The sequence below is a fragment of the Psychromarinibacter sediminicola genome, assembly GCF_029168335.1.
GTDB classification, from domain to species: Bacteria; Pseudomonadota; Alphaproteobacteria; order Rhodobacterales; family Rhodobacteraceae; genus Psychromarinibacter; species Psychromarinibacter sediminicola.
The window spans coordinates 16652-43056 of the sequence record NZ_JARGYC010000018.1 but is presented as its reverse complement, the minus strand read 5'-3'; the positions used below and the strand labels follow the sequence as shown (position 1 = coordinate 43056).

General features: G+C 68.5%; 26 protein-coding genes. 21 read left to right on the top strand and 5 right to left on the bottom strand.

Features of this window, described 5'->3' with window-relative positions; all coding sequences use genetic code 11:
• The first annotated feature begins 16 nt into the window (after positions 1–16).
• The 4 genes from P1J78_RS08805 to P1J78_RS08790 all read left to right on the top strand — a co-directional run bounded on the left by P1J78_RS08805 (position 17) and on the right by P1J78_RS08790 (position 5692).
• Positions 17–1075, top strand: a complete 1059-nt coding sequence (locus P1J78_RS08805) for a TAXI family TRAP transporter solute-binding subunit (RefSeq protein WP_275566971.1) — start codon at positions 17–19, stop codon at positions 1073–1075.
• Positions 1076–1131: 56 nt separating this feature from the next.
• Entirely contained in the window at positions 1132–3465 is a 2334-nt protein-coding gene (locus P1J78_RS08800) for a TRAP transporter permease (protein ID WP_275566970.1), read from the top strand.
• A 104-nt stretch (positions 3466–3569) separates the two neighbouring features.
• Positions 3570–4334: a BUD32 family EKC/KEOPS complex subunit gene (locus P1J78_RS08795; RefSeq protein ID WP_275566969.1), complete on the top strand. Its 765-nt coding sequence runs from the start codon at positions 3570–3572 to the stop codon at positions 4332–4334.
• A gap of 134 nt (positions 4335–4468) precedes the next feature.
• The gene (locus P1J78_RS08790) at positions 4469–5692 is read left to right on the top strand and encodes a Hint domain-containing protein (protein WP_275566968.1); all 1224 of its coding nucleotides are present in this window, start codon (positions 4469–4471) and stop codon (positions 5690–5692) included.
• Positions 5693–5805: 113 nt separating this feature from the next.
• On the opposite strand, the gene P1J78_RS08785 is transcribed toward P1J78_RS08790, so the two are convergent.
• A complete protein-coding gene (locus P1J78_RS08785) occupies positions 5806–6804 on the bottom strand; it encodes a phosphotransferase (RefSeq protein ID WP_275566967.1) in 999 nt (332 codons plus the stop codon).
• A gap of 537 nt (positions 6805–7341) precedes the next feature.
• Here P1J78_RS08785 and P1J78_RS08780 point away from each other — a divergent pair.
• The 7 genes from P1J78_RS08780 to P1J78_RS08750 all read left to right on the top strand — a co-directional run bounded on the left by P1J78_RS08780 (position 7342) and on the right by P1J78_RS08750 (position 12695).
• The gene (locus tag P1J78_RS08780; protein WP_275566966.1) at positions 7342–7800 is read left to right on the top strand and encodes a hypothetical protein; all 459 of its coding nucleotides are present in this window, start codon (positions 7342–7344) and stop codon (positions 7798–7800) included.
• Positions 7797–8198, top strand: coding sequence for a holo-ACP synthase (gene acpS, locus P1J78_RS08775; RefSeq protein ID WP_275566965.1), 402 nt, complete (start codon positions 7797–7799; stop codon positions 8196–8198). The genes P1J78_RS08780 and acpS overlap by 4 nt, the downstream gene beginning before the upstream one ends.
• Positions 8199–8254: 56 nt before the next feature.
• Positions 8255–9040: a signal peptidase I gene (gene lepB, locus P1J78_RS08770; RefSeq protein WP_275566964.1), complete on the top strand. Its 786-nt coding sequence runs from the start codon at positions 8255–8257 to the stop codon at positions 9038–9040.
• Positions 9041–9261: 221 nt separating this feature from the next.
• Positions 9262–9924: a signal peptidase I gene (gene lepB, locus P1J78_RS08765; protein ID WP_275566963.1), complete on the top strand. Its 663-nt coding sequence runs from the start codon at positions 9262–9264 to the stop codon at positions 9922–9924.
• Positions 9921–10604: a ribonuclease III gene (gene rnc / locus P1J78_RS08760; protein WP_275566962.1), complete on the top strand. Its 684-nt coding sequence runs from the start codon at positions 9921–9923 to the stop codon at positions 10602–10604. The genes lepB (P1J78_RS08765) and rnc overlap by 4 nt, the downstream gene beginning before the upstream one ends.
• 798 nt (positions 10605–11402) lie before the next feature.
• The gene (gene era / locus P1J78_RS08755; RefSeq protein WP_275566961.1) at positions 11403–12311 is read left to right on the top strand and encodes a GTPase Era; all 909 of its coding nucleotides are present in this window, start codon (positions 11403–11405) and stop codon (positions 12309–12311) included.
• Between the two features lie 51 nt (positions 12312–12362).
• Positions 12363–12695, top strand: a complete 333-nt coding sequence (locus tag P1J78_RS08750) for a DUF1491 family protein (protein ID WP_275566960.1) — start codon at positions 12363–12365, stop codon at positions 12693–12695.
• Here the strand turns inward: P1J78_RS08750 and P1J78_RS08745 are convergent.
• Positions 12662–13324: a Pr6Pr family membrane protein gene (locus P1J78_RS08745; protein ID WP_275566959.1), complete on the bottom strand. Its 663-nt coding sequence runs from the start codon at positions 13322–13324 to the stop codon at positions 12662–12664. The two genes, P1J78_RS08750 and P1J78_RS08745, sit on opposite strands and share 34 nt — an antisense overlap.
• Before the next feature lie 171 nt (positions 13325–13495).
• Between P1J78_RS08745 and recO the strand changes: the two genes are divergently transcribed.
• The gene (gene recO, locus P1J78_RS08740) at positions 13496–14221 is read left to right on the top strand and encodes a DNA repair protein RecO (protein WP_275566958.1); all 726 of its coding nucleotides are present in this window, start codon (positions 13496–13498) and stop codon (positions 14219–14221) included.
• A gap of 62 nt (positions 14222–14283) precedes the next feature.
• Positions 14284–15450 carry a pyridoxal phosphate-dependent aminotransferase gene (locus tag P1J78_RS08735; RefSeq protein ID WP_275566957.1) on the top strand — a complete coding sequence of 389 codons (1167 nt, stop codon included), beginning with the start codon at positions 14284–14286 and terminating at the stop codon, positions 15448–15450.
• Positions 15451–15668: 218 nt separating this feature from the next.
• Here P1J78_RS08735 and P1J78_RS08730 read toward each other — a convergent pair whose 3' ends face one another.
• Positions 15669–17351 carry an acyl-CoA dehydrogenase family protein gene (locus P1J78_RS08730; protein WP_275566956.1) on the bottom strand — a complete coding sequence of 561 codons (1683 nt, stop codon included), beginning with the start codon at positions 17349–17351 and terminating at the stop codon, positions 15669–15671.
• A gap of 168 nt (positions 17352–17519) precedes the next feature.
• Between P1J78_RS08730 and P1J78_RS08725 the strand changes: the two genes are divergently transcribed.
• Positions 17520–18299 carry a sulfite exporter TauE/SafE family protein gene (locus P1J78_RS08725; RefSeq protein WP_275566955.1) on the top strand — a complete coding sequence of 260 codons (780 nt, stop codon included), beginning with the start codon at positions 17520–17522 and terminating at the stop codon, positions 18297–18299.
• 29 nt (positions 18300–18328) lie between these two features.
• On the opposite strand, the gene P1J78_RS08720 is transcribed toward P1J78_RS08725, so the two are convergent.
• Together P1J78_RS08720 and P1J78_RS08715 are read right to left on the bottom strand one after the other, a co-directional pair.
• Positions 18329–18892: a DUF3859 domain-containing protein gene (locus tag P1J78_RS08720; RefSeq protein WP_275566954.1), complete on the bottom strand. Its 564-nt coding sequence runs from the start codon at positions 18890–18892 to the stop codon at positions 18329–18331.
• Positions 18893–18930: 38 nt separating this feature from the next.
• A complete protein-coding gene (locus tag P1J78_RS08715; RefSeq protein ID WP_275566953.1) occupies positions 18931–20529 on the bottom strand; it encodes a phosphoenolpyruvate carboxykinase in 1599 nt (532 codons plus the stop codon).
• A gap of 357 nt (positions 20530–20886) precedes the next feature.
• Here P1J78_RS08715 and P1J78_RS08710 point away from each other — a divergent pair, with 357 nt between their 5' ends.
• The 7 genes from P1J78_RS08710 (at position 20887) to P1J78_RS08680 (ending at position 26387) form a co-directional block, all read left to right on the top strand.
• Positions 20887–21588, top strand: coding sequence for a response regulator transcription factor (locus tag P1J78_RS08710; RefSeq protein WP_275566952.1), 702 nt, complete (start codon positions 20887–20889; stop codon positions 21586–21588).
• Positions 21588–23330, top strand: coding sequence for a sensor histidine kinase (locus tag P1J78_RS08705; protein ID WP_275566951.1), 1743 nt, complete (start codon positions 21588–21590; stop codon positions 23328–23330). Before P1J78_RS08710 ends, P1J78_RS08705 begins: the two co-directional genes overlap by 1 nt.
• A gap of 88 nt (positions 23331–23418) precedes the next feature.
• Complete coding sequence (locus P1J78_RS08700; protein ID WP_275566950.1) at positions 23419–23832, top strand: HPr kinase/phosphorylase; 414 nt, start codon at positions 23419–23421, stop codon at positions 23830–23832.
• On the top strand, positions 23829–24758 hold the full coding sequence (gene rapZ / locus P1J78_RS08695; protein WP_275566949.1) for an RNase adapter RapZ: 930 nt from the start codon (positions 23829–23831) through the stop codon (positions 24756–24758). Before P1J78_RS08700 ends, rapZ begins: the two co-directional genes overlap by 4 nt.
• Positions 24755–25141 carry a PTS sugar transporter subunit IIA gene (locus tag P1J78_RS08690; RefSeq protein ID WP_275566948.1) on the top strand — a complete coding sequence of 129 codons (387 nt, stop codon included), beginning with the start codon at positions 24755–24757 and terminating at the stop codon, positions 25139–25141. Before rapZ ends, P1J78_RS08690 begins: the two co-directional genes overlap by 4 nt.
• Positions 25142–25157: 16 nt before the next feature.
• Positions 25158–25436, top strand: coding sequence for an HPr family phosphocarrier protein (locus P1J78_RS08685; RefSeq protein ID WP_275566947.1), 279 nt, complete (start codon positions 25158–25160; stop codon positions 25434–25436).
• Positions 25437–25496: 60 nt separating this feature from the next.
• Positions 25497–26387, top strand: coding sequence for a lysophospholipid acyltransferase family protein (locus P1J78_RS08680; RefSeq protein ID WP_275567009.1), 891 nt, complete (start codon positions 25497–25499; stop codon positions 26385–26387).
• Positions 26388–26405 lie beyond the last annotated feature (18 nt).

Below are 26405 nucleotides of genomic sequence, written 5' to 3'. Positions count from 1 at the left end.
CCAAAGGGAGGACCACATGAAACCCATTCTGCAAGGACTGGCCGCAACCTGCATCGCGGCCGTCGCCGCCACGGGCGCGCTCGCCCAGGCGAACCTGACCGCCGAGACCTCCAGCCCGGGCAACAGCCCGCACGTCTCGATCCTGCACCTGGCCGAAATCGCCAGCGCGAACGGAATCGCCAACCTGCAGGTGCAGGAAGGCCAGACCCTGACCAACTCGCTGGTCAACGTGGCCGAGGGCAAGACCGACATCACGGCGATGCCGCTGATCCTGCCGTTCCTGCTGAACGCCGGGCGCGGCCCGTTCTCGTCGATCGGCGAGGAGCGCGGGGCCGAGCTCGCCTCCAACGTCCGCGCGCTCTACCCCTACAACGCCGGCGCCTTCGGGCTGATCGCGCTGGAAAGCGAGGGCATCGACAGCTGGGAGGACCTCGAGGGCAAGAACGTCTGGAACGGCCCGCCCCGCGGCGCGGCGCTGGTCAACGCGCGGCAGGCCATCGCCGGCGTCACCGGCTTCGCCGACGGCGAGGACTATACCGGGCACCAGTCCAACTGGGCGCAGCTCGCCACGCTGCTGGTCGACGGCTCGATGGACGCCTTCGTCGTGCCGCTCACCTTCCCGTCGTCCCGCGTGACCACGATGCAGGCCGCCGGTGACGTCGTCATCGTCTCGACGCCCAAGGACGTGTTCGAGGGCGACGCCTATCAGCGCCTGTTCAACGCGCCCGGCAACGTGCCGATCGTCGTCGCGTGGGAGGATATGGGCTATTCCGACGGCGTGCGCCTGATCTCCGAGGACGCGACGTTCCGCGGGCTGGGCACCGCCTTCGCCGACCTCGTCCACAAGGACATGCCCTTCGACAGGGCCAAGGCGCTGACGACGGCCTATATCGAGTCGATGGAAGAGCTGAAGAGCAAGACGCCCTATGCCGGCAATATCGGCGTCGGCGTCCTGGATCCGAAGCTCAGCGGCTTCTGCGGCGTCAACCCGCTGAAATACCACGCCGGCGCCGTCGCCGCGTGGGAGGAAGCGGGCTACGACGTGCCCGACTGCGCCAAGCCCGAAGCGTCCTGACCGCTTGACCCGGCCGGGCGCCGCATGCGCCCGGCCCATCCCCCGGGGAGGCATCCATGACGGAGACCCAGACGCGCGACCTGTTCCGGACGCTGGCCCGCGTGCTCGGCCTGATCCTGGTGGTCATCGGCATGCTCAACACGCTGCCGGCGATCCCGGGCCTGGACGACGCGGTGACGGCGGCCTTCGGCCCTAACGTCTCGATCCGCCGCTTCCCCTACGAATACCTGTTCCCGCTGGTCTTCGTCGTCATGATGACGGTCGTGGCGATGGAGCACTCCTTCGCCCGCCAGTTCCGCGATGCCGCCCCGGCGAAACGCGGCTTCGGCCTGTTCATGGACGCCGCACTCGTCGCCATGGCCACGCTCGTCGCGCTGGGCTACCTGATCGAGATCGACGCCGTCTGCCTGGTGGACCGCATCACCGGGGAACGCGCCGCGCTGATCGAGAAGTCGCTGCGCGAAGAGATCGAGTTCGCCGAGATGATGGGCCTGCCCGCGCCCACTACCGTCGACGACCCGTCCTGCATCAACACGCTGGGCTTGTGGATCTTCCCGATGATTGCCGCCGCGGTCGCGGTCTTTCTCGGCTACAACATCCGCGTCTGGGGCCTGTCGCTGGTCATGGTCGCCATCGTGATCGCCGCCTACACGCTGCTGACCGTGCTGGTGTGGTACTTCCAGGGCGCCGAGGACATGAACAAGTACCTCGTCACCAAGCTCGGCGGCGAACCGCGCCGGCTGATCGACGGGCGCCCGAATGTCGAGGATATCCTTGTCAACAACGGCCAGGGGCTCCTGGGCCGGTTCATGGGCATCCTGCTGAACACGGTCTTTCCCTATATCGTGCTCGGCTCGCTGTTCGGCGTCTCCGCCGGGGGGCGCTCGCTGATCAAGGTGGCGTTCCTGTGGACCCGGCGCCTGCGCGGCGGCCCGGCGCATGCCGCCATCGTGTCCTCGGCGATGTTCGGCACGATCTCCGGCGGGCCGGTCGTCAACGTGCTCTCGACCGGCGTGCTGACCATCCCGATGATGCTGAAACGCGGCTTTCACCGGCGTTTCGCCGGCGGGATCGAGGCCGCCGCGTCCTCCGGCGGACAGATCATGCCGCCGGTCATGGGGGTCGCCGCCTTCGTGCTGTCGGCCATGACCGTCGTGCCCTACCGCGAGGTCATTATCGCCGCCGCCATTCCCGCCGTCGCCTATTTCGGCTGTCTGTTCCTCACCGTCGTCTTCCAGGCGCGCAAGCAGGGGATCGAAGCCGTGGGCGAGGCCACCGAAGACATGCGCCTGACGCGCGAGGACAAGATCCACCTGCTGATGATCTTCGCGCCGATCCTGCTGATCCTGATCCTGCTCTTGACCCCCAAGGAGGCGATCGGCTGCGGCCCCCTCGCCGGGCTCTGGGGCGTGACGCAGATCGTCACCGACACCGGCTGCCGGGCGGAGAACCTGCCCTGGCTGCTGCAGCTGATCCAGAATTCGGCGGGCGACGCGGGCTCGGCCGGCTGGTGGGCGACCGCGTTGCTGATCGTGCTGTTCTTCCTCGACCGGGAGATCCGCCGGCAGCCCGGCAAGATCGTCGCGGCGCTGGCCGAGGCGGGCATCCTCGTCAGCACGCTCTATCTGATGTTCCTGGCGGTGTCGGTCATCGACTTCTGTCTGAACCTCACGGGGCTGTCGAACTATATCGCCGTCGACATCATCTCTTGGCTGCGCGGCTCCGGCGGCCTGATCGGGGAAAGCGGGCTGTTCCTGTTCGCCGCGCTCGGCGCGACGATGGTCATGGCGATCATCCTTGGCATGGGGATGCCGACCGTGCCGGCCTATATCAACGTGGCGCTGCTGATGGGGCCGATGCTGGTGGGCCTCGGCATCGCCACCTTCACCGCGCATATGTTCATCTTCTACTTCGCCGTGGCCTCGGCCATCACGCCGCCGGTGGCCGTGGCCGCCTTCGCCGCGGCCTCGATCACCAAGGCCGACCCGATGTCGACGGGTTTCGCCGCCGTGAAGGCCGGCATCGTGATGTTCGTCATCCCCTTCGTCTTCGCCTTCTACCCCGAGCTTCTGCTGATCGAGCCGGCCCAGCTGAACCCGGCGGGCGGCGGCGAACGCTATCTGCCGGGGCTGGACGGCACGGTCCACTGGGGGACGCTCGCGCTCATCGCCCTGCGCGTGGCCGTCGGGCTTTACCTGCTGGCCACCGTGCTGGCCCGGTTCGACGCCCGGCGTATCGGGCGGGTCGAGGCCATTCTCCGGCTGGCGCTCGCCGCGCTCGTGGTCGCCAAGCTGCCAGCGATATGGGGCGTCGCCCTGGCCGCGACCGTTCTGCTGCTGATCTGGCACTGGCGCCGCGGCCCGGCGCCCGCGCCGGCCGACGCCAAGTAGGCGCGGCGCGAGCGCCGGGCCGTTGCCCACTCGCGACATCGGCGCCATATGCGTGCCGCATTCGTCGCGCACGGTCCGCGACATAACAAGAGCAGGAGACCCACATGGCCGTTTTGCGCGAACTCGCCGGTGACATCACCAAGGCCGTCGGCATCAACCACCTGGACGTGGAACCGATGGCGCGGTCCGCTTCGAACATGACGATGCTGCTGCGCGGCGGCGGGCAGGTGTTCTTTGCCAAGATCTACACCGATGCCGACCTGAACGCGCTGGATGCCAACCTGCGCTACGACCGCGAGAAGGAAATCCTGTCCCAGCGCTGGCCGGTGCCGACCCCGACCATGGTCTATTCGGCCGATGTCGAGCGCGTGATCGTCACGCGCGAGGTGCCGGGCCACGGGTTCAAGCATTTCATGGACGAAGGCCGGACGCTGGAGGCGCTGGGTATGATGGCGCGCTGGATCGCGGGCTTTCACGCCTCGGCCGATCCGCAGCCGCGCGACGAGACGCTCTGGGACCATTTCAGCCAGTACGAGGAACTGGAGGGCAACGCCGCCTTCGCCGACCTGCGCGGCCTGCTGCAGTCGGTGCCGCTGACCGAATACGTGCTGACCAAGGGCGACTGCACCGCGCATAACTTCAAGTTCAACGAGAACGGCGCCATAGGACTCGATTTCGAAGGCGCCGCCTATCGCGCCAAGGAATACGATCTCGTCAGCATGATTCGGGGCCTCGCGTCGCTCACCGGCGAATCGATTGAGGCGATGACGGACGTGGTTGTGCAACAATATGCAACCGTGCGCGACATTGACGATCAGGAAGCAACCAAGGCCGCGGTGCGTGCGCTGGTGGAGGTAACTGATTATTGAGATAAAGATTTCTGCAAATTCTTGATTTCATGAGGGAAATGAGCCCCTGACGTTGAAATCGGGCGAAATCTTGGCTTTGTTGGGGCCACCCTGCGGCATATAAGTTTCTCCATATGTAACGGGGAAACGCTGCCATGACTTATTCACTTTTCGGCCACTGGTACTGGGGTGGGGATTCCAAGGGCTGGTGCGACTCGAAAGGCGATCCGGTTTCGGGCTCGGGCGTCTACGAGGCCGACATCAATTCCGCCGATCAGGTCCTTATCGACAATCCGGGCGGATCCTTCGACGACAAGTCGATTCGGACCATGCAGCAGAACGTGGACAAGGACACCAACGTCTATCTCGACGGCACCGGCCACGACGCCGGCGAGTTCGTGGAGCTGAAGTGGGACTCGAAGGGCGACGACGTCGATACCGTCACCGTCGATGCCAGCCATTTCGAGGGCGACTTCTGCCTGAGCGTGCACAGCATCCAGACGATCGACAAGCTGTACATGTCGAACGTCGTGTCCTTCACCGGCCTCGACGAGCATGGCAACCCGATCACGCCCGTCTACTCGGCGAACAACGTCTTTGGCGGCGGCGAGACCGGGGACCAGAACGGCGGCGAATTCGGCGACGGCAGCTATGAGCTGAAGGAAACCGACGGCGGGTCGAACCCGGATTACTACGAGATCACCTATATCGACCGCAACGGCGAGACCAAGACGATCCAGATGAACGTCCATGTCGACTATGGCGACACGACGAACATCTCCATCGACTATATCTGTTTCGCCCGCGGCACGCTGATCGAGGTCGAGGGCGGCTTCAAGCGGGTCGAGGAGCTGACGCCGGGCGACATGGTGATGACCAAGGACAGCGGCTATCAGCCGCTGCAGTGGATCGCCTCGCGCAAGCTGGGCCGGGCCGACCTGGCGCGGAACCCCAAGATCCGGCCGATCACGATCAAGGCCGGCGCGCTGGGCGAGAACCTGCCCGAGGCCGACCTGACCGTGTCGCCGCAGCACCGGATGCTGGTGAAGGACTGGCGCTGCGAGGCGCTGTTCGGCGAGACCGAGATGCTGGCGCCGGCGAAGGCGCTGGTGAACGATCACACGGTCACGGTGGATCACGCGGCCGAGGAGGTGGAATACTTCCACTTCATGTTCGAGCAGCACGAGATCGTCTATGCGAACGGGGTGGAATCGGAAAGCTTCCATCCGGGCGACTTCGGGCTCTCGACCCTGGACCAGGCGACGCTGGAAGAGCTGTTCCAGATCTTCCCGCATCTCGAGCAGGACGTGGATGCCTTCGGCGCCCCGGCGCGCCCGGTGCTGCGGACCTTCGAAGCCCAGGCGATGATGTCGGCCTGAGGGGTCCGCATCATCGAAGGGGGAAATCGGCCGGCACGGGGGCGCCGGTCGATTTTCTTTTCACAGGGGTGTCCGAGGTTGGACGCCCCCTCAAGTTCCTGAAATCGTTATAGTTAGCGGTAACTGTCCACGGCCTGTCCGCGCTCGTCCGCGCTGTCGGAGAGCCGCGTCAGGAAGGTGGCCAGGTAGAACTGCAGCAGGCCGTGATAGGTCGGGGGCAGGGTCGGGTCGGCCGTGGGGCGGGCGTGGATCAGGCCGTGGGCGTAGAGCAGCGGATAGGCCACGCGGCACAGGCGGCGGGCCGCGTGGAGCGCCGGTGCGGCCGCGCGGTCGGTCCAGGGCGCGACGGCGGCGTCGACCAGCGCCCGGCTTTCCGCCTGGGGCAGGTTCAGCGTGGCGATCTCGCTGAAGAGCGGCACCGGGTCCAGGAAGGCGGGGCCGAGCCCGGCATCGCCCCAATCGATCACCGCCACGCGGCCGCGCCGCTCAAGGACGTTGATCCGCCGCAGGTCCATGTGAGCGAGCGTTTCCGGCGGGGCGAGCGTCTCCAGCTGCGCGCAGAGGCGTTCCAGCGCGGGGCCGGCCCGGGCCAGCCCGTTCACCACCTCCTGCGTCACCTTGTCGGCGTCCAGCGCGGCGCGGGCGGCGCGGATGTCTTCGAGATAGCCGGGCCAGCGTGCGATGCGCAGGTTCTTGGCGCCGCGCGCCAGCCAGCGCTCCGGCGCGCTTTCCGTCTGTCGTTGTAGCGCCGAATGGCGGGAGAGCAGGTCGCGCAGCAGGCCGTCCCGCAGGGCGGCGCGCAGGTCGATATCGTTGCCCGCGTCGCGCACGACCCAGCAGCCGAGATCGGCGTTCTCGGCCAGCACCTCGGGCACGTAATCCGGCGCGAGCGCGTGCAGCGCCCGGGTCAGGCCCGGTTCGTGGCGGAAGGCGCCGCGGACGTATTTCAGGAAGACGGCGCCCTCGCCGGTGCGGATCGGGACGATGACGGACCAGGCCTTGTGGATCGGCTGCATCGGGCCGTCGACCGACAGGCCGCGGGCGCGCAGGGCGGCGGCGGCCCAGCGGAGGCGCGGGTCGATCTCGGTGGCGGGGATGCGGCCGGGGGTCATTCGGTGGAGCCGGGTTGCGATGGCGGTTGGAACGACGTGCGGAGCCGCGCGAGGGCCGACGCGCGCGGTGGCGCTCCGGTGGTTGTGCTTTGCGCTTTATGGCTGCCAGACGCGGGCGACCTCGGAGCTCTGCGATAACGTCGACCACAGCGCCGCCGCTCTGGGGCGGGTCTCTCGGGCATTTCGTTCCGAAATGCCCTGCCGACAGGCGATTGCTGCGCAATCGCCGAGAGGCGGCGCTTGCGCGGCGGCCTGTCGGCCTTGTTCCGCGCAGGGCAGGGGGGCGAGCACCGGGCCAAGGCGACGCGGAATACACCGAGGGTCGAGGCGGTCATTGCGGTCTCCTTCCGGGCGCCGGCTCAGGAAACCGGATCGCGGCCGGATCGGCCAGCCCTTTTCCGCGTGGCCGCCCCCCGTTCGCCGGCCCCTGCCGCCCCTCGCGGGGCGCCGGGCCCTTCTCACGGCGGAACGGCCCGGGTTTGCCAAGCGCGGCCGCTCCGTGCAAAAGCTGGTCCATCGCAACCGGAAGGAATTGCCATGCTGAAGTTCGTTCTTGCCGCCGCCGTCGCGCTTTGCGGCCTGCCCGCCGCCGCGCAGACCGTCATTCCCTGCGACGGCTGGCAGGCCTCGGCCCGCAACATCGCCGAGCCGTGGTCGGCCCATACCCGTACCTTCGCCAACGGCGATGTCCGCGTCGCGCTTCTGGACACCATCGAGCCGGCGGCGGGGGCGTTCTATCTGCTCGTGCTGACGCCGCCCTATGGCGAGCTGGGCAGCCGCACCTGCGGGCTGGTCGCGGCCGACGGGGGCAGCATGGGGCTCGCCGGGCTGGATTTCGGCAATGTCGGGGCGAGCTATGACCCGGCGACCGGGCTGACCCTGCGGTTTCCGGCGCAGCGCTATGCCCCGGCGACCGGCGGCTACGACCCGGCGATCCTGGCGGTGACGATCAACCAGGCGACGGGCGCGATCACCCCGCGGTTCGAGGTGCCATGATCCTGGGGATCGGCACGGATCTCGCCAATATCGAGCGGATCGAGCGCACGCTGGAGCGGTTCGGCGACCGGTTCCGCAACCGCGTCTTCACCGAGGTGGAGCAGGCCAAGGCCGAGCGGCGGCGAGACACCCCCGGCACCTATGCCAAGCGCTGGGCGGCGAAGGAGGCCTGTTCCAAGGCGCTGGGCACCGGCCTGCGCATGGGGATCGCGTGGAAGGACATGGCCGTGTCGAACCTGGAGACCGGGCAGCCGGTGATGGCGCTGACCGGCTGGGCGGCCGACCGCCTGGCCGGGATGACGCCGGCGGGGCACGAGGCGATCGTGCATGTCACCCTGACCGACGATCATCCCTGGGCTCAAGCCTTCGTGGTGATCGAGGCGCGTCCGCTGACTTGACAGCCCGGGCCGGCGCGCCCATCACCACCGCGACAGAAAAGAGGCAGGGCATTACCATGGCTGAGAAGACCGGCATCGGCAGCGGGATCGTGGAGACGGTCAAGACGATCGTCTACGCGCTTCTGATCGCGGGCGTGTTCCGCACGCTCTTTTTTCAGCCCTTCTGGATCCCGTCGGGGTCGATGAAGGACACGCTGCTGATCGGGGACTTCCTGTTCGTCAACAAGATGGCCTACGGCTATTCGCAATATTCCTGCCCGTTCGCCATGTGCCCGTTCACCGGCCGCATCCTGGGCGACGAGCCGGAGCTGGGCGATGTCGTGGTGTTCCGGCATCCCACGACGGGGTCGGATTTCATCAAGCGGGTGATCGGCCTGCCGGGCGACAAGGTGCAGGTGCAGGACGGGATCCTGTATCTCAACGGCCAAGAGGTGCCGCAGGAGCCCGACGGCGTCTTCGTGGAGACGTTCGAGGCTCAGGGCCCGGCCGGAAGCCTGCCGCAATGCTCCAATCCCAGCCCGGGGCTGGGGGCCGACTGCATCAAGGAAAAGGCGGTCGAGACGCTGCCGAACGGGATCGCGCATTCGGTGCTGAACATCGGCGACACGCGGCTCGACGACACGCCGGTCTTCACCGTGCCCGAGGGGCATTTCTTCTTCATGGGCGATAACCGGGACAATTCGACCGACAGCCGCGTGGCGCAGGGCGCCGGCGGCGTCGGGATGGTTCCGTTCGAGAACCTGATCGGCCGCGCGGATCGGGTGATGTTCTCCTCGGCGGGCCGGTCGATGCTGTTCTTCTGGACCTGGCGGAGCGACCGGTTCTTCGAGGCGATTGAGTAGGCAGGCTTCTTGCCGGTTGGACCGGGGCGGGCGGACCTGTCCGAGGTCGCTGGTCTTTCGCTGCGGCACCGGCCGGCCGCCGGTCGCGAATGTGGTTGCGCGGGCGCGCCGCGTCCTGTTCTCTTTCGACGGGCGGGCGACGCGCGGTGGAGGCCTGGCGGCCCGGCAGGTCTTCCCCGGCGTCGACCGAGCCGCCCGGCCGCTGCGCGTGAGACCGATCCATGCTGCACTACCTGACCTTCGTCCTCTGGTCGCTGGCCGTCTGGGACACCTACTGGATCCCCGCCGGCTCGATGAAACCGACGCTTCTGCCCGGCGACTATGTCGCGGTCCTGCCCGCGACGCGCGCGACGCCCGGGGATGTCGTGGTGTTCACCCATCCGGTGCAGGGGACGGCCTATGTCAAGCGGGTGATCGCCGTCGGCGGGGACCGGGTGCAGATGCGAGGCGGGACGCTTTTCGTCAACGAGGTCGCCGTGGCGGCGACGCCGGTGGCGGATTTCGTCGAGCCCTATGCGCCGCAGGGGCCGGCGGGGCTGCGGCCGCGCTGCGATGCGCCGGTGGCGGCGGGCGCGCCCTGCCACAAGCGGCAGGCGGAGGAGGTGCTGGCCAACGGGCGCCGCTACAACGTGCTGGACATCCGCGACGGCCCGGCCGATGACACGGCCGTCTTTACGGTGCCGGAGGGACATGTCTTCGTGATCGGCGACAACCGCGACAACTCGGTCGACAGCCGCTTCGCGTCGGATCGCGGCGGGGTCGGCTTCGTGCCGGTCGAGGCGATCCGCGGCCGGGTGCGCTGGGTCGTGTTCTCCTCGTCCGGGGCGAGCCTCTTGGCGCCCGGGAGCTGGCGCGACGGACGGTTCCTGAGGGCCGTGCGGTGAAGCTGTCGGCGGAACAGGCGGCCTTTGCGAAGCGGCTGGGGCATCGGTTCGCGGACCCGGGGCTGTTGCAGCGCGCGCTGACCCATGCCTCGATGTCGACGCCGACGCGGCCCGACAACCAGCGGCTGGAGTTCCTGGGCGACCGGGTGCTGGGGCTGGTGATGGCCGAGGCGCTGCTCGCCGCCGATCCGGAGGCGACCGAGGGCCAGCTGGCCCCGCGCTTCAACGCGCTGGTGCGCAAGGAGACCTGCGCAGAGGTGGCCGGGCAGCTGCGGCTGGGCGAGGTGCTGCGGCTGGGCCGGTCCGAGATGATGTCGGGCGGGCGGCGCAAGCAGGCGCTTCTGGGCGACGCGATGGAGGCGGTGATCGCGGCGGTCTATCTGGATGCCGGGTTCGAGGCGGCGCGCGGCGTGATCCTGGCGGCCTGGGGCGACCGGGTGAGCACCGTCGAGGAGGATGCGCGCGACCCGAAGACCTCGCTTCAGGAATGGGCGCAGGCGCAGGGGCAGAAGCCGCCGAGCTATGACGAGGTCGCCCGCAGCGGGCCGGACCATGCGCCGGTCTTCACCATCGAGGTCCGGCTGGAAAGCGGCGAGACCGGCCGCGCCGAGGCGCCGTCGAAGCGGCGGGCGGAGCAGGCGGCGGCGCAGGCGCTGTTGAAGCGGGTGCAGGGGGTGTAGGCGCGGCACGGGCCGGGTGAGGAGCCGCGCGAGGGCCGACGCGCGCGGTGGCGCACCGGCCGGTGAGCTTTGCACTTTATGGCTGCCAGGTCCGGGCGACCTCAGAGCTCTGCGAAAACGTCGACCACAGCGCCGCCGCGTGGGTGCGCGTCTCTCGGGCATTGCTATGCAATGCCCTGCCGACAGGCGATTGCAGAGCAATCGCCGAGAGGCGGCGCTTGCGCGGCGGCCTCCGGCCTTGTTCCGCGCTGGACATCGTTCAAAGGGGGTTATCGTGCATGCCCCATACGTCTCGCACCGGCGCGCGCGAGGGTTCGCGGCGATGAAGAGAATATGCAGTGGACGTTGGTCGGTGCGAACGGGCGGAGCCCCGGAGGCGCTGGGTTCCGTTCAGCGCGTTCGAGCGATGTGAGGAGCCGCACAAGGGCCGACGCGCGCGGTGGCGCACGGGCCGGTGAGCGGTGCGCTTTATGGCTGCCAAACGCGGGCGACCTCGGAACTCTGCGATAACGTCAACCACAGCGCCGCCGCGTGTGGGCGCGTCTCTCGGGCATTGCTATGCAATGCCCTGCCGACAGGCGATTGCAGAGCAATCGCCGAGAGGCGGCGCTCGCGCGGCGGCTTCGCCTCGTTCCGCGCGGCCATCGATCAAAAGGGGTTATCGCACATGCACCACTCCACACCCGTCGCCGCTCGCGCGGCGGCCTTCGGCCTTGTCCCGCGTCCCCCCTCACTGGCCTCTGGCGCCGGCGCACGCCATCATGTAGAGGCACGCCTTTGACCGACACGGAACCTTCCATGACCCAACGCGCCGGATTCGTCGCCCTGATCGGAGAGCCCAACGCGGGCAAATCCACCCTGCTGAACGCGATGGTCGGCAGCAAGGTTTCCATCGTCACCCACAAGGTGCAGACGACGCGCGCCCGCATCCGCGGCGTGGCGATCGAGGGCGAGGCGCAGATCGTCTTCGTCGATACGCCGGGCCTGTTCCGCCCGCGCCGCCGGCTCGACCGCGCGATGGTCGCCGCCGCCTGGACCGGGGCGGCCGATGCCGACGTGGTGGTCCTGATGATCGAGGCGCATCGCGGCCTGACCGAGGGGGTCGAGGCGATCCTGGAAGGGCTGGAGGAGCGCGCGGGCGATCGCAGCGTGGCGCTGGTGATCAACAAGATCGACCGGGTCGAGGCGCCGAAGCTGCTGGGCCTGGCGAAGGAGATGAACGACCGGTTCGCCTTCGACGAGACCTTCATGATCTCGGCCGAGAAGGCCCGCGGGGTGGACGACCTGCGCGCCTGGCTCGCGGGCAAGATGTCCGAGGGGCCGTGGCTCTACCCCGAGGACCAGATCGCCGACCTGCCGATGCGGATGATCGCCGCCGAGATCACGCGCGAGAAACTGACCCTGCGGTTGCACCAGGAGCTGCCCTACCAGCTGACGGTCGAGACCGAGTCGTGGGAGGAGCGCAAGGACGGCGCCGCCGCGATCCACCAGACGATCTATGTGGCGCGCGACGGCCACAAGGGGATCGTTCTGGGCAAGCGGGGCGAGACGGTGAAAGCCGTGGGCAAGGCGGCGCGCGAGGAGCTGACGGCGATGCTGGACCGGCCGGTCCACCTGTTTCTGCAAGTGAAGGTGCGGCCGAACTGGCTGGACGAGGCGGAGCGGTATTCCGCGATGGGGCTGGACTTCTCCGATGGCAATGCCTGAGCCACGCCACCGGCAGGGACAAATCCCGCAACGGCCGACGCGCGGGGCGCGATGGCGCGGCTGAGCGCGGAGCTCTGGGTGCAGGCCTACCTGACCCGCCTGCGGCTGGCGGACATCCCGGCCTTCGTCGTGGCCAAGGGCGACGCGACGGCCGGCGCCGTGCTGGTCAAGCAGAACCCGCTCGACGGCACGGCCCGGCTGTTCCAGCGGTCCGTCGACCTGATGACCGGCGCCCGCACCTGGGTCGTGCTGGCCGACGGCCCGGAGGCCGGGGTCGACGCCTCGGTCGCGAAACAGCGCGGCTTCGACCCGGATCTGTGGGTGATCGAGGTGGAGGACCGCGCCGGCCGTCACCTGCTGGACGAGCCCGGCCTCGACGCCTGAGCGCGCTTCGCCCGCCACAGCAGCCGCAGGCGCAGGCGGGCAAGGCCCAGAAGCACGTAGCCGGCCGCGGCGAACCCCTCCATCAGTCGGGCGACGTTCCAGACCAGCTGTGTCGAGGACAGCCGCCCGGGATCGAGGAACGGATAGGGATAGATCCCGTCCACCCCGGCGCGGGCCAGCGCGTAGGCGAGATAGGCCAGCGGCCAGGCCAGCCAGATCACCGGGTCCAGCCACCACAGCCGCGCCGTCCCGGCGAAGGCCAGCCACCAGCCCAGCACCGCCAGCGGCACCACCGTGTGAACCCCGAGGTCGGCCAGGTATTCCAGCCCGCGCGGCTCCCACAGCTCGGCCAGCAGCAGGCGATAGACCAGCCCCACCGCCATGATCCACACCACCAGCCCCGCCGCCAGCCGGTCGCCGATGCGCCGCCCGGTCAGCGCCATATAGCCGAAGACCGCCAGCACCAGCGCGTTGGTGAGGATCGTGAAGTAGCGGGCGAGGCTCCAGACGATGTCGGGCAGCGTCCCGCCGGTCTCCGACACGGCCACGGCGTATTTCATCGCAAGCGCGAGGAACGCCAGAACGGCGGTCGCGGCGGCGCAGAACCGGGCGGGCGGGGCAAGCAGCATGGTCGAATCATGCGTCGCCCCCGGCCCGCGACAAGGGCCGGGCCGAGATTTCCTGGCCCGGCGTGTCCCGTTTCCGCCACATGCCCGCGCTGCCACGGGCCGCCGTGCCGGGCGATTGCAGCCCAGGGGGCGCCCCCTTGCCGCCGTGTCGCAAAGCCGGATAGTGGCGCCATGGACTGGCGCGATCAGGGGATATTGCTGTCGTCCCGCCGCCACGGCGAGACCAGCGCGATCATCGAGGCGTTCACGCCCGACCACGGCCGCCACATGGGCGTCGTGCGCGGCGGCGCCGGCCGCCGGATCGCGCCCATCCTGCAGCCCGGCGCCCAGCTCGACCTTCACTGGCGCGCGCGGCTGGAGGACCACCTGGGCAGCTTCACGGTCGAGCCGGTGAAAAGCCGCGCCGCCGCCGTCATGGGCGACCGCCTGGCGCTGTCCGCGCTGAACGCCGTCACGGCTTTGCTGTCCTTCTCGCTGCCCGAACGCGAGCCGCACCCGCCGCTCTACCACCGCAGTGTGGCGCTGCTCGACATGCTGGGCACGTCCGAACTCTGGCAACTCGCCTATCTGCACTGGGAGCTGGCGCTGCTGGACGAGATGGGCTTCGGGCTCGACCTGTCGGCCTGCGCGGTGACCGGCGCGACCGAGGGGCTGGCCTATGTCTCGCCCCGCTCGGGCCGGGCGGTGACCGCCGAAGGCGCGGGGGACTGGAAGGACCGGCTGCTGCCGCTGCCCGGCTGCCTGCGCGTGCTGCGCCCGGCGCCCGCGGCCGAGATCGCCGAGGCGCTGCGCGTCACCGGGTATTTCCTGGAAACCAACCTGGCCCCGTCCCTTGGCGACCGCCCGTTGCCGGCGGCGCGGCAGCGCTTCGCCGACCTGCAGGCGCGGCAGGGCTGACCGCAGGTCTTGTCTTCGGCGCCCCGGTCCGAAATGAAGGGGCCAAACAGGAGGACATGCCCATGCAGACCGTCGCCGCCTTCGACCGCATCGGGGAGGAAAACGCCTTTGCCGTGCTGGCCCGCGCCGGGGAGCTGGCCGCCGGGGGCATGGATGTCATCAACCTCGGCATCGGCCAACCGGATTTCCCGACACCGCCGAACATCGTCGAGGCCGCGGTGAAGGCGCTGCGCGACGGCCAGCACGGCTATACCGCCGCCACCGGCATCCCGCCCCTGCGCGAGGCCGTCGCCGCCGACCTGCACCGCCGCTTCGGCGCCGAGGTGGACCCGGGCAACGTGCTGGTCGTCCCGGGCGGCAAGGTGACGATGTTCGCCGCGATCCTGATGTTCGGCGAGCCGGGGGCCGAGATCCTCTATCCCGACCCGGGCTTTCCGATCTACCGCTCGATGATCGAGTTCACCGGGGCGAAACCCGTGCCGATCCCGATCCGCGAGGAGAACGGCTTCGCCTTCTCGGCCGAGGAGACGCTGTCGCTGATCACCGACCGCACCCGTCTGATCATCGTGAACTCGCCCGCCAACCCCTGCGGCGGGGTCACGCCCAAGGCCGAGGTCGACAGGCTGGTCGCGGGTCTCGCCGACTGGCCCGAGGTCGCGGTGATGTCCGACGAGATCTACGACCAGATGCTCTATGACGGCGAGAAGCACGTCACGCTGCTTGACTACCCCGAGATCCGCGACCGGTTGATCCTGCTGAACGGCTGGTCGAAGACCTACGCGATGACCGGCTGGCGGCTGGGCTACTCGGTCTGGCCCGACGGGCTCTACGACAAGGTACGCAAGCTGGCGGTCAATGCCTGGTCCTGCGTGAACACGCCGGCGCAATACGCCGCGCTCGAAGCACTGACCGGCCCGCAGGACGCGGTGGCCGAGATGGTGGCGGCGTTCGACGCGCGCCGCCAGCTGGTGGTGGACCTGGCGAATGATTTACCGGGGGTATCCTGCATCACGCCCAAGGGCGCCTTCTATGCCTTCCCGAACATCAAGGACACCGGCTGGAAGGCCAAGGCGCTGGCCTCCACGCTGCTGGAGGAGACCGGCGTGGCGACCGTCGGCGGCCCGGATTTCGGCGTGCTGGGTGAAGGCTACATCCGCCTGAGCTATGCCAATTCGCAGGACAACATCCGCGAGGCGCTGGGGCGGATGAAGGCGTTTCTGTCGAAGTGAACGCCCCTTCGGGCCGTGCCTCCGGCGGGCGTACTTGCCGACGAGAAGAAGTCCGGGCGCGCGCTCCTGCTTCTTCTCGTTCCAAATACGCAAATGGCGCCCCGGCGACGGCAAGCGCGACCGCGGAGGGTCAGCCCAGCAGCCTCCTCGCAATCACTTGCGCCTGGATCTCGGCGTGCAGCCGAGGGCGCCGTCCACTGGACGCCGCCTGACATCGGCTACCCGAGGAGCCTTCGTGCGATGACCTGAGCCTGGATCTCGGCTGCACCCTCAAAGATGTTCAGGATGCGCGCGTCGCAGAGGATCCGGCTGATCTGGTATTCCAGCGCAAAGCCGTTGCCGCCGTGGATCTGCAGGGCGTTGTCAGCCGCGGCCCAGGCCACGCGGGCGCCCAGCAGCTTGGCCATCCCCGCTTCCAGGTCACAGCGGCGGCCCTCGTCCTTCTCGCGCGCCGAGTAGTAGGTGAGCTGGCGGGCCACCATGATCTCGACCGCCATCATCGCCAGCTTCGAGGCGACGCGCGGGAAGGCGATCAGCGGTTTGCCGAATTGCTTGCGGTCCTCGGCGTATTGCAGCCCCACCTCCAGCGCGTTCTGCGCCACGCCGATGGCGCGGGCGGCGGTCTGGATCCGGGCGCTCTCGAAGGTCTGCATCAGCTGCTTGAAGCCCTGGCCCTCGTTGCCGCCCAGCAGGTCTTCGCCCTTCACCTCGAAGCCGTCAAAGCTCAGCTCGTATTCCTTCATGCCGCGATAGCCCAGCACCTCGATCTCGCCGCCGGTCATGCCGGGGGTGGGGAACGGGGCGTCATCCGTTCCGGGCGTTTTCTCGGCGAGGAACATCGAAAGGCCGCGGTGGTCGGTCGTGTCGGGGTCGGTGCGCGCCAGCAGCGTCATCACATGGGTGCGCGCGGCGTGGGTGATCCAGGTCTTGTTGCCGGTGATCCGCCAGTCGTCGCCGTCCTTCACCGCGCGGGTGCGCAGGGCGCCGAGGTCGGACCCGGTGTTGGGTTCGGTGAACACGGCCGTCGGCAGGATTTCTCCGCTGGCGATCTGCGGCAGCCACTGCGCCTTCTGGTCGTCGGTGCCGCCGCAGAGGATCAGCTCGGCCGCGATCTCCGACCGGGTGCCCAGCGAGCCGACGCCGATATAGCCGCGCGACAGCTCCTCGCTGACCACCACCATCGACGCTTTCGACAGGCCCAGCCCGCCATGTTCCTCCGGAATGGTCAGCCCGAACACGCCCATCTCGGACAGCTCGGACACGATCTCCATCGGGATCAGCGCGTCCTTCAGGTGCCAGTCATGGGCGAAGGGCGCGACGCGCTCGTCGGCGAAGCGGCGGAACTGGTCGCGGATCATCTCCAGCTCGTCGTCGAGTCCCGTCGCGCCGAAGGTCGCGTGGCCGTGGTTGGCGCGCATCAGCTCCACCAGCCGCATTCGCGCGGCCTGGGAGTTGCCCGACTGCGTCAGCGTCATCACCTCGGGCGCCATCAGCGCGCGCTGGTCGTCCTGGGTCAGGTACATGTCCTGCGGCCGCGCGATCTCGCCCTGGCTCATCGGGAGGCCGCCGTAGATCTGCCACAGGTACTCGCCGAAGGCGATCTGCAGGATCAGCCGCTCCATCTCACCGAACCGGCCCTCGGCCTTCAGCCGCTCGGCCCAGCCCTGCATCTCCTTCAGGCTTTCGACATAGGTCGCCAGCCAGGCCAGCGCATGCGCGGCGGTCTGGTGCCGTTCCAGCAGGGCGGGGGCCACGCGGCCGTCCTCCTCCACCTCGGCGCGCACGCGGGTGCGGGCGGTGTCCAGCAGCGCCTGCGCCGGGGCGACGGCGGCGCCGGTCAGCGACAGGAGGTCGGGCAGAATCGCGGGGGCAGAGGGCATGTCCTGTCCATCATGAGGCATCGGGCAACTCCTTCAAGGCGGGTTGCGTCCGGATATCGTCTTCGCAGGCGCAGCGCAACAAGATTTCCAAATCGACATTCAGAACGACCAAAAATGTCGCCATGAATTCCCGCATGCACCGCCCGCCGGAAGCGGGTATGAGCGGCGCAGTGCGGCGAAAGGGACGGAATGCTGGAGATTTTCGCACAGATCGGGCCGGTTCTGATGGCTCTTGCGGTGATCGTGACGCTGTTCGCCGGCTTCGTGAAAGGCGCGGTCGGCTTTGCGCTGCCGATGATCATGATCTCGGGGCTGGGCTCGGTCCTGGCGCCGGATGTGGCGCTGGCGGCACTGATCGTCCCGACGGTGGCCGCGAACCTGTATCAGTCCCTGCGCGACGGCCTCGGCGCCGCGCTGGCCTCGGTGAAGCGGTTCCGCCTCTACATGGCCATCGTGCTGGTCTTCATCGCCGGCAGCGCCCAGCTGGTGCGGGTGATCCCGGACTGGGTGTTCTACATCGCCCTCGGCGTCCCGGTGACCGGCTTCGCGCTGATGCAGATCGTCGGCTGGCGCCTGCGTATCGCGCCCGGCCACCGCCGCCGCGCCGAGATCGTGATCGGCGCCGTCGCCGGGTTCATCGGCGGGCTGTCGGGGGTCTGGGGGCCGCCGACGGTGGCCTATCTCACGGCGATCGAGGTCGAGAAGAAAGAGGCGATGCGGATGCAGGGCGTGGTCTACGGCGCCGGATCGGTCGTGCTGCTGGCGTCGCACCTGCGCTCGGGCGTGCTGAACGCCGAGACGCTGCCGCTATCCTTCGCGATGCTGATCCCCACCGGAATCGGCATGGCGCTGGGCTACTGGGTCCACGACCGGCTGGATCCGGTGCGGTTCCGCCGTGCCACGCTGGTCGTGCTGGTCGTCGCCGGTCTCAACCTGATCCGCCGCGGGGTTGCGGGCCTGCTCGACTGAGACCGCGCAAGCGGTCCGACCGCCGCCTCTCAGGACATCGGCACCATGCCGCAGGAGGCCGGCGGCATCAGCGCCGGATCCAGCACGGTGAAGGCCACGCGGTAGATCAGCCGCCCGTTCGACCGGGCCGACAGCACCCATTCGCCGGGCAGCAGTTCGTAATCCTCGTCGAAGGTGTAGCCGAAATAGTCCAGATCGCCCGACACCTCGGTGACCCACCGCTGTTCGGTCACGCCCTCGGGCCCCATCGGCGGATGCGTCACCAGCATGTCGGCCACGCCGGCATGGCTCGGCTTGGCCTCCACCAGCACGCCGAAGCCCAGCCCGATCTGCGCCGGCACCAGCGGCCCGGTCTTCAGAAAGTCCGGCCGCCCCTCGATCAGGTTGACCACGCCGGCGACGGTCTCTTCCGCCACGCCGTGATCCACCGGTTCCAGCGCGCAGAAATAGCCGTATTCGAAACGCGCGGCGCCGGGCGTCTCGGGCGCGGCGCGGGCGGCGGCGGCGGTGAGCAGAAGGCAGGCGGCGGCGAGGCACAGGATCGCGGCGCGCGCGCGAAGGGTCAGGTCATGAAAAAGGCCGGGTCCGAACATGGACCCAGCCTAACCGTGCCGTACCTGCGCGAAAAGCGTCAGCCGATCGCGACGGCCTTCACATCCTCGTGGATATACGCCTCGTACTGCGCGAAATTCTCGGCGAACATGCCGACAAGCTTGCGCGCCTGTACGTCATAGGCCTCGTGGTTGTCCCAGGTCCGGCGCGGGTCCAGCAGGATCGACGCGACGCCGGGCACCGAGACCGGAACCTCGAAGCCGAAGTTCGGGTCCTTGCGGAACTGCGAGTCGGCGAGGCTGCCGTCCAGCGCGGCGGTCAGCAGCGCCCGGGTCGCCCGGATCGGCATCCGCGAGCCCTCGCCATAGGCGCCGCCGGTCCAGCCGGTGTTGACCAGCCAGCAGGTGGCGCCGTGCTTGTGGATCTTCTCGCGCAGGAGCGCGCCGTAGACCTCCGGCCGGCGCGGCATGAACGGCGCGCCGAAGCAGGTGGAGAAGGTCGGCTCCGGTTCGGTCACGCCCTTCTCGGTGCCCGCGACCTTGGACGTGAAGCCCGACAGGAAGTGGTATTCCGCCTGCGCCGGCGACAGCCGGGCGATCGGCGGCAGCACGCCGAAGGCGTCGCAGGTCAGCATGATGATGTTCTTCGGGTGCCCGCCCAGCGCCGTGTCGGAGGCATGCGAGATGTAGTGCAGCGGATAGGCGCAGCGCATGTTCGCCGTCAGCGAATCGTCCTCGAAGTCGAGCTCCAGGGTCTCGTCGTCGTAGACCATGTTCTCGATCACGGTGCCGAACATCGAGGTGGTGCCGTAGATCTCCGGCTCCGCCTCGGGCGACAGGCTGATGGTCTTGGCATAGCAGCCGCCCTCGAAGTTGAAGGTGCCGCGCGGCGACCAGCCGTGTTCGTCGTCGCCGATCAGCACGCGGTCGGGGTCAGCCGACAGGGTGGTCTTGCCGGTGCCCGACAGGCCGAAGAAGATCGCGGTGTCGACCGGGTTGCCCTCGGCATGGTTGGCCGAGCAGTGCATCGCCATCACGCCGTCGCCGGGCAGGATGTAGTTCAGCAGCGTGAAGACGGACTTCTTGTTCTCGCCCGCGTATTCGGTGCCGCCGATCAGGATCAGCTTCCTGTCGAAGTTCAGCGCGATGACCGTCTCGGACCGGCAGCCGTGCTTTTCGGGATCGGCGCTGAAGGACGGGCAGTTGATGATCGTGAACTCCGGCGCGTAGTCGTCCAGTTCAGCCCGCGCCGGGCGGCGCAGCATGTGGCGGATGAACAGGTTGTGCCACGCCATCTCGTTGATCACGCGCACGTCGAGCCGGTATTGCGGGTCGGCGCCGCCATAGAGGTCCTGGACGAAATAGTCCTTGCCCTTCATGTGCTCCAGCATGTCGGCGTAGAGCCGGTCGAAGGCGTCCGGCGCCATCGGCTTGTTGTTTTCCCACCAGATCGTGTCCTCGACGGCGGGGGTGCGGACGACGAACTTGTCCTTCGGCGAGCGGCCGGTGTGCTTGCCGGTGTTCACCAGGAGCGTGCCGCCCTGGCCCAGGTCGCCCTCCTTCCGCTCCAGGGCTTTCTGGACGAGCGTGGGTTCGGTCAGGTTGTAATACACATGGCCGAGCCCCGTCATGCCCTGGTCCTGCAAGCGTTGGTTCGGATTGACCCGTCCGGTTTCCATGCGATGTGTCTCCCTCGCCACTGAGATCGGCGTCTGGCTAACGTTCCCGGCGCTGGTGAAAAATGCGCCGCCCGGCCCAGGAACGGGCCGTGCCCTGCGGCTATATCACGTCGTTTTCAGACATGAACAGGACGCATACGCACAGTTAGCGCAACCACCCCCAGGTTAGCGCAATCACCCGGTGGATCGGCAGTTGACTGCCGTCGGGTGAGACATATTAGCAATTGGTTACCACTTTTTGTGTCCCAATTGGGGCGGCGCGCCTGCCGATTCGCAATTGGTTGTTGATTTGCTGCCGCGGAGTGGCGACTATGCCTCGAAAAAGCAGGCAGAATTGAGCAGTAGAGGGACCCTCTCATGTCGCGGATTGCTTTGGTGGACGACGACAGGAACATCCTGACGTCGGTATCCATGACGCTCGAGGCCGAGGGCTTCGAGGTCGAAACCTATAACGACGGCCAGGCGGCGCTGGACGCTTTCAACAAGCGGATGCCCGACATGGCCGTGTTCGACATCAAGATGCCGCGGATGGACGGCATGGACCTGCTGCAGCGGGTGCGGCAGAAGACGGCGATGCCGGTCATCTTCCTGACCTCGAAGGACGACGAGATCGACGAGGTGCTGGGCCTGCGCATGGGCGCCGACGACTACGTGAAAAAGCCGTTCTCGCAGCGCCTTCTGGTAGAGCGTATCCGCGCGCTGCTGCGCCGGCAGGAGGCCATCGACTCGGGCGAGCAGGGCGAGACCGAAGCCTCGAAGGTCATGCAGCGCGGCAACCTGACGATGGACCCGCTGCGCCACGCGGTGACCTGGAAGGGCCAGGACGTGTCGCTGACGGTCACCGAGTTCCTGCTGCTGCAGGCGCTGGCCCAGCGCCCCGGCTTCGTGAAGAGCCGCGACCAGCTGATGGACGTGGCCTATGACGATCAGGTCTATGTCGACGACCGCACGATCGACAGCCACATCAAGCGGCTGCGCAAGAAGATGCGGTCGGTGGATACCGAGTTTTCGGCGATCGAGACCCTCTACGGCATCGGTTACCGCTACAACGAGGAATAATGAACGCCGCGTCAGACATCGACGTGAACGAGTCCCAGCGGGCCGCCGACGCCGACCTCGACGATCTGGTTCTCGGAGAGGACTGGGTCCGCCCGGAGTCGGAGGTCGGCGACGACGTGCGCGAACGCCGGCGCCGACGCGGCTTCATCTCGATCAACCGCTCGCCGCTGGCGCGCAAGATCATCACCTTCAACCTGCTGGCCATGCTGATGCTGGTGGCCGGCGTGCTGTATCTCAACCCGGTGCGCGACAACCTCGTGCTGCAGCGCGAGGCGGAGCTTGTCGCCGCGGCGCATCTCGTCGCCGACGTGTTCGAGGCGCAGCTTCCCGAGGGCGCGGCCAGGGAGCTCGGCGCCGGGGCGCAGCCGGACGTGCCCGCCACTCTGGCCGGACTGCGCCTGGCCTCGGGGATCGACGTCTACGTCTATGCGCCCGACGGCAGCCTGATCGCGGATACCGTGGGCCAGACGCGCCCGCCGATCGACGGTCTGCCGGACATGTCGGACGCCCGCGGCTCCACCGTCCTGACCGACTCGCTGAACTGGGTCTGGGAGGCGCTCTCGGGCCTGTTCCACGCGAATGACGAGGATATCGCCGCCCAGGACATCGAGACGACGCTGCGCACCATGGCCGTCCGGGCCGCCACCGGCGGGACCGAGGTGCAGAGCGATATCTATCGCAACGGCGGCACGATCTTCTCGGTGGCCACGCCGGTGCTGCAGGGCGGAGACGCCGTGGGGGTCGTGGCGCTGTCCTCGCCCGCGGGCGAGATCGACGAGCTGGTCCGCTCGGAGCGGGAGCAGGTGCTGCAGATGTTCGTCATCGCCATCCTCGTCTCCATCGGCCTGAGCCTGGTGCTGGCCTCCACCATCGCCAATCCGCTGTCCGACCTCGCCGCCGCGGCGGAGATCGGGCGCGACCGCAGCGCGACCCGGCGCAAGAGCCCGGCGCGGGTGCGCATCCCCGATCTCAGCGGCCGGCCCGACGAGATCGGCCGGCTGTCGGCGGCGCTGCGCGGCATGGTCGGCGCGCTCTACGAGCGCATCGACGCGAACGAGCAGTTCGCCTCGGACGTCGCGCACGAGATCAAGAACCCGCTCGCCTCGCTCCGCTCGGCGATTGGCACCCTGCGCGTCGCCAAGCGCGAGGATCAGCGCGAGCGTCTCCTGGAGGTGATCGAGCACGACGTGCGGCGGCTGGATCGGCTGGTCAGCGACATCTCCAATGCCTCGCGGCTCGACAGCGAGCTGGTCAAGGAGGACGAGGAGAATTTCGATCTTCTCGCGATGCTGCGCAACCTGACCGACTATCTCGGCAACGAGGCGCGCGAGAAGGGGATCGAGTTCATCACCGACATGCCGACCGACCCGATCCAGATCCACGGGCTGGAGGCGCGGCTGGCGCAGGTCTTCGTCAACCTGATCTCGAACGCGATCTCGTTCTGCGAGGACGGCGACGCGATCCGCGTCTGGGTGCGCCGCCGCGAGAACCGCGTGCTGGTGGTGGTCGAGGATACCGGGCCGGGCATCCCCGAAGAGGCGCTGACCAAGATCTTCAACCGCTTCTACTCGGAGCGGCCGGCGGGGCAGTTCGGCAACAATTCCGGCCTGGGGCTCGCCATCTCCAAGCAGATCGTCGAGGCGCATTCCGGCGTGATATGGGCCGAGAACATCCGCCCCACCGATGCCGACGTCACCTCGGACCCGCTGGGCGCCCGCTTCGTCGTCGGCCTGCCGGTCTGAGGATGCCGGGCCGGGCGGGGCGGTTCATCAATCCCTGCCGGGCTTTCTTCACCGGTGAGGAAGGCCCCGACGGGGCTGACGAACCGCCATGCTGATCCATGCGAGCTGCGTCGCCCTGGACGGCCGCGCCGTGCTGATCCGCGGCGCCGCCGGCAGCGGCAAGTCGGGCCTCGCGCTGCAGCTCATGGCGCTGGGCGCCGCGCTGGTCGCCGACGACCGCACCGAGATCACGCTGCATGACGGCTGGCCCGTCGCCGCCTGTCCCGCCGCGATCCGCGGCCGGATCGAGGCGCGCGGCCTCGGCCTCCTCGCCGCCGACCCGGCGCCGCCCGCCGTCGTGCGCCTCGTGGTCGACCTCGACCGTGTGGAGACCGACCGCCTGCCGCCGGAACGCCACACCGACCTGCTCGGCGTGCCGCTCCCGCTGTTTCACAAGGTGGAGAGCCTTCATTTCGCGCCGGCAATCCTGCAGTATCTAAGGGCTGGACCTGCAATGATGTGACCTCCGTGCTTCCCGACCCCGACGATCATCCGCAAACCAACCGGATCGTTCTGGTGACCGGCCCCTCCGGCGCCGGCCGCTCCACCGCGATCAACGTGCTGGAGGATCTGGGCTACGAGGCGATCGACAACATGCCGATGCGCCTCCTGCCGCGCCTGCTGGACGGCCCGCCGATCGACCGGCCGATGGCGCTTGGCCTCGACGTGCGCAACCGCGACTTCAGCGTCGACGCGATCCTCGACCTCGCCCGCCGCGGCCACGCGGCCGCGCCGACGGTGCAGTTGCTGTTCCTCGACTGCAGCACCGACGTCCTTTTGCGCCGCTACTCGGAGACCCGCCGCCGCCACCCGCTGGCTCCGGCCGAGGATCCGGGGCTGGGCATCGCCCGCGAGGCCGACCTGCTGGCGCCGATCCGCGCCATCGCCGACATCCTGATCGACACCTCCGAACTGACGGTCCACGACCTGCGCGACGAGCTGCAGACCTGGTTCGACGGCACGCCCGAGGCGCGGCTCGCCGTCTCGGTCCAGAGCTTTTCCTACAAGCGCGGCGTGCCGCGCGGGGTCGATACGGTGTTCGACTGCCGCTTCCTGCGCAACCCGCACTGGGAGCCGGCCCTACGCGGGATGACCGGCCTCGACCCCGAGGTTCTGGCCTATGTCGAGGCCGATCCGATATTCGACGAATACTTCGCCAAGGTCACCGACCTGATCACGCTGCTGCTGCCCGCCTACCGCGACGAGGGCAAGGCGCACCTGACCATCGGCATCGGGTGTACCGGCGGGCAACACCGGTCGGTCGCGCTGACCGAGAAACTGGCGAATGCCCTTGCAAAGCAGGGGTGGCAGGTTTCTAAGAGGCACAGGGAACTGGAGCGCCGGGCGCCGACGAGCACGGCAGGCGCCCATGGGGTAAGCGTACCGTGATCGGCATCGTGATCGTCGCACATGGCGGCCTGGCCCGCGAATACCTGAGCGCCGTCGAGCATGTCGTCGGGCGCCAGAACGGCATTCGCGCGATCTCCATCGAACCCGACCACGACCGCAGCCTGAAACAGACCGAGATCTGCGCCGCCGCCGACAGCGTCGATGCCGGCGACGGGGTGGTCGTGGTGACCGACATGTTCGGCGGTTCGCCCAGCAACCTGAGCCTCCGGGCCTGCACGCCGCAGGACCGCAAGATCATGTACGGCGCCAACCTGCCGATGCTGATCAAGCTGGCGAAGTCGCGCCACCTGGCGCTGGGCGACGCCGTCGACGGGGCGCTGCGCGCCGGCCGGAAATATATCGACAGCTACGACGTCGCGTGACAGAACCGGCCCCGTCATGAGCGCTGCCACCAAACGCACCCTGTTGATCGTGAACGAAAAGGGCCTCCACGCCCGCGCCTCCGCCAAGCTCGTCGAGGTGGTCGAGGAACATGACGCGACGGCCGCGGTGTCGAAGGACGGGCAGAGCGCCTCGGGCGACAGCATCATGGGCCTTTTGATGTTGGCAGCCTCGAAAGGAAGCACTATTGAGGTCGAAACCAGCGGACCGGAGGCGGAAAAGCTCGCCGACGCGCTGGAGGCGCTCGTGGCCGACCGGTTCGGCGAGGACTTGTAGTCCAGTCCCGCAAGGAGGCAGTTTGGCTTGTCCGACCCCACGCCCGAAAGGCATCGGCTGATGCGCGCGGGCGGCGAGAGCAAAGCGGTGCGCGGCCTGGACGCCAGCAAGCCGCCGGGCGCGCAGGGCTACGACCGGCGCCGGCTGACCTATGCCAACACCTTCGACAGCCCGCTGCGCGCCTTCACCATCCGCGCGACCGAATGGCTGACCGGCAAGATCACGATCATCCGGATGCTGCGCGAGTTCCAGCGCCGCGCGCCCCACGACCGCGCCGATTTCTGGGCCGATGCGCTGGACGTGATGCAGGTCGATATCGAGACCCCGCAGGACCAGCTGGACCGCATCCCGAAGGAGGGGCCGCTCGTGGTCGTGGCCAACCACCCGCACGGTCTGGTCGATGGCATGGTCCTCGCCCATCTGCTCAGCCGCCGGCGGCTGGACTACAAGTTGCTGGTCCGCGCCTTCCTGACCGGCATCGACGAGATGGCGGCCTCGTTCCTGATCTCGGTGCCGTTCCCGCACGAGGAGGATTCGCAGCGCAAGGGGATCGAGATGCGCGCCGCCGCGATGGATCACCTGGGCGCCGGTGGCGCGGTGGCGCTGTTCCCCTCGGGCGTGGTGGCGCATTCCGAATCCATGTTCGGCCCCGCGATCGAGGCCGAGTGGAACGTCTTCACCGCCAAGATGATCCGCCGCTCCGGCGCCACGATCCTGCCGATCTACTTTCCAGGCTCGAACTCGCGCATCTACCAGATGGCCCACCAGGTCTCGCCGGCGCTGCGCCAGGGCCTGCTGCTGCACGAGATCGTGGCCGCCTGCAAGAAACCGCAGGCCCCGGTGATCGGCCATCCGATCCCGCCGGAAGAGTGGCAGGAGCCGATCAAGGATCCCCGCGCCTATATGGCGTGGCTGCGGACGCACACGCTGGGCCTGCGCTCGGCCGGCTGAGGCATTTCGCCCACACCG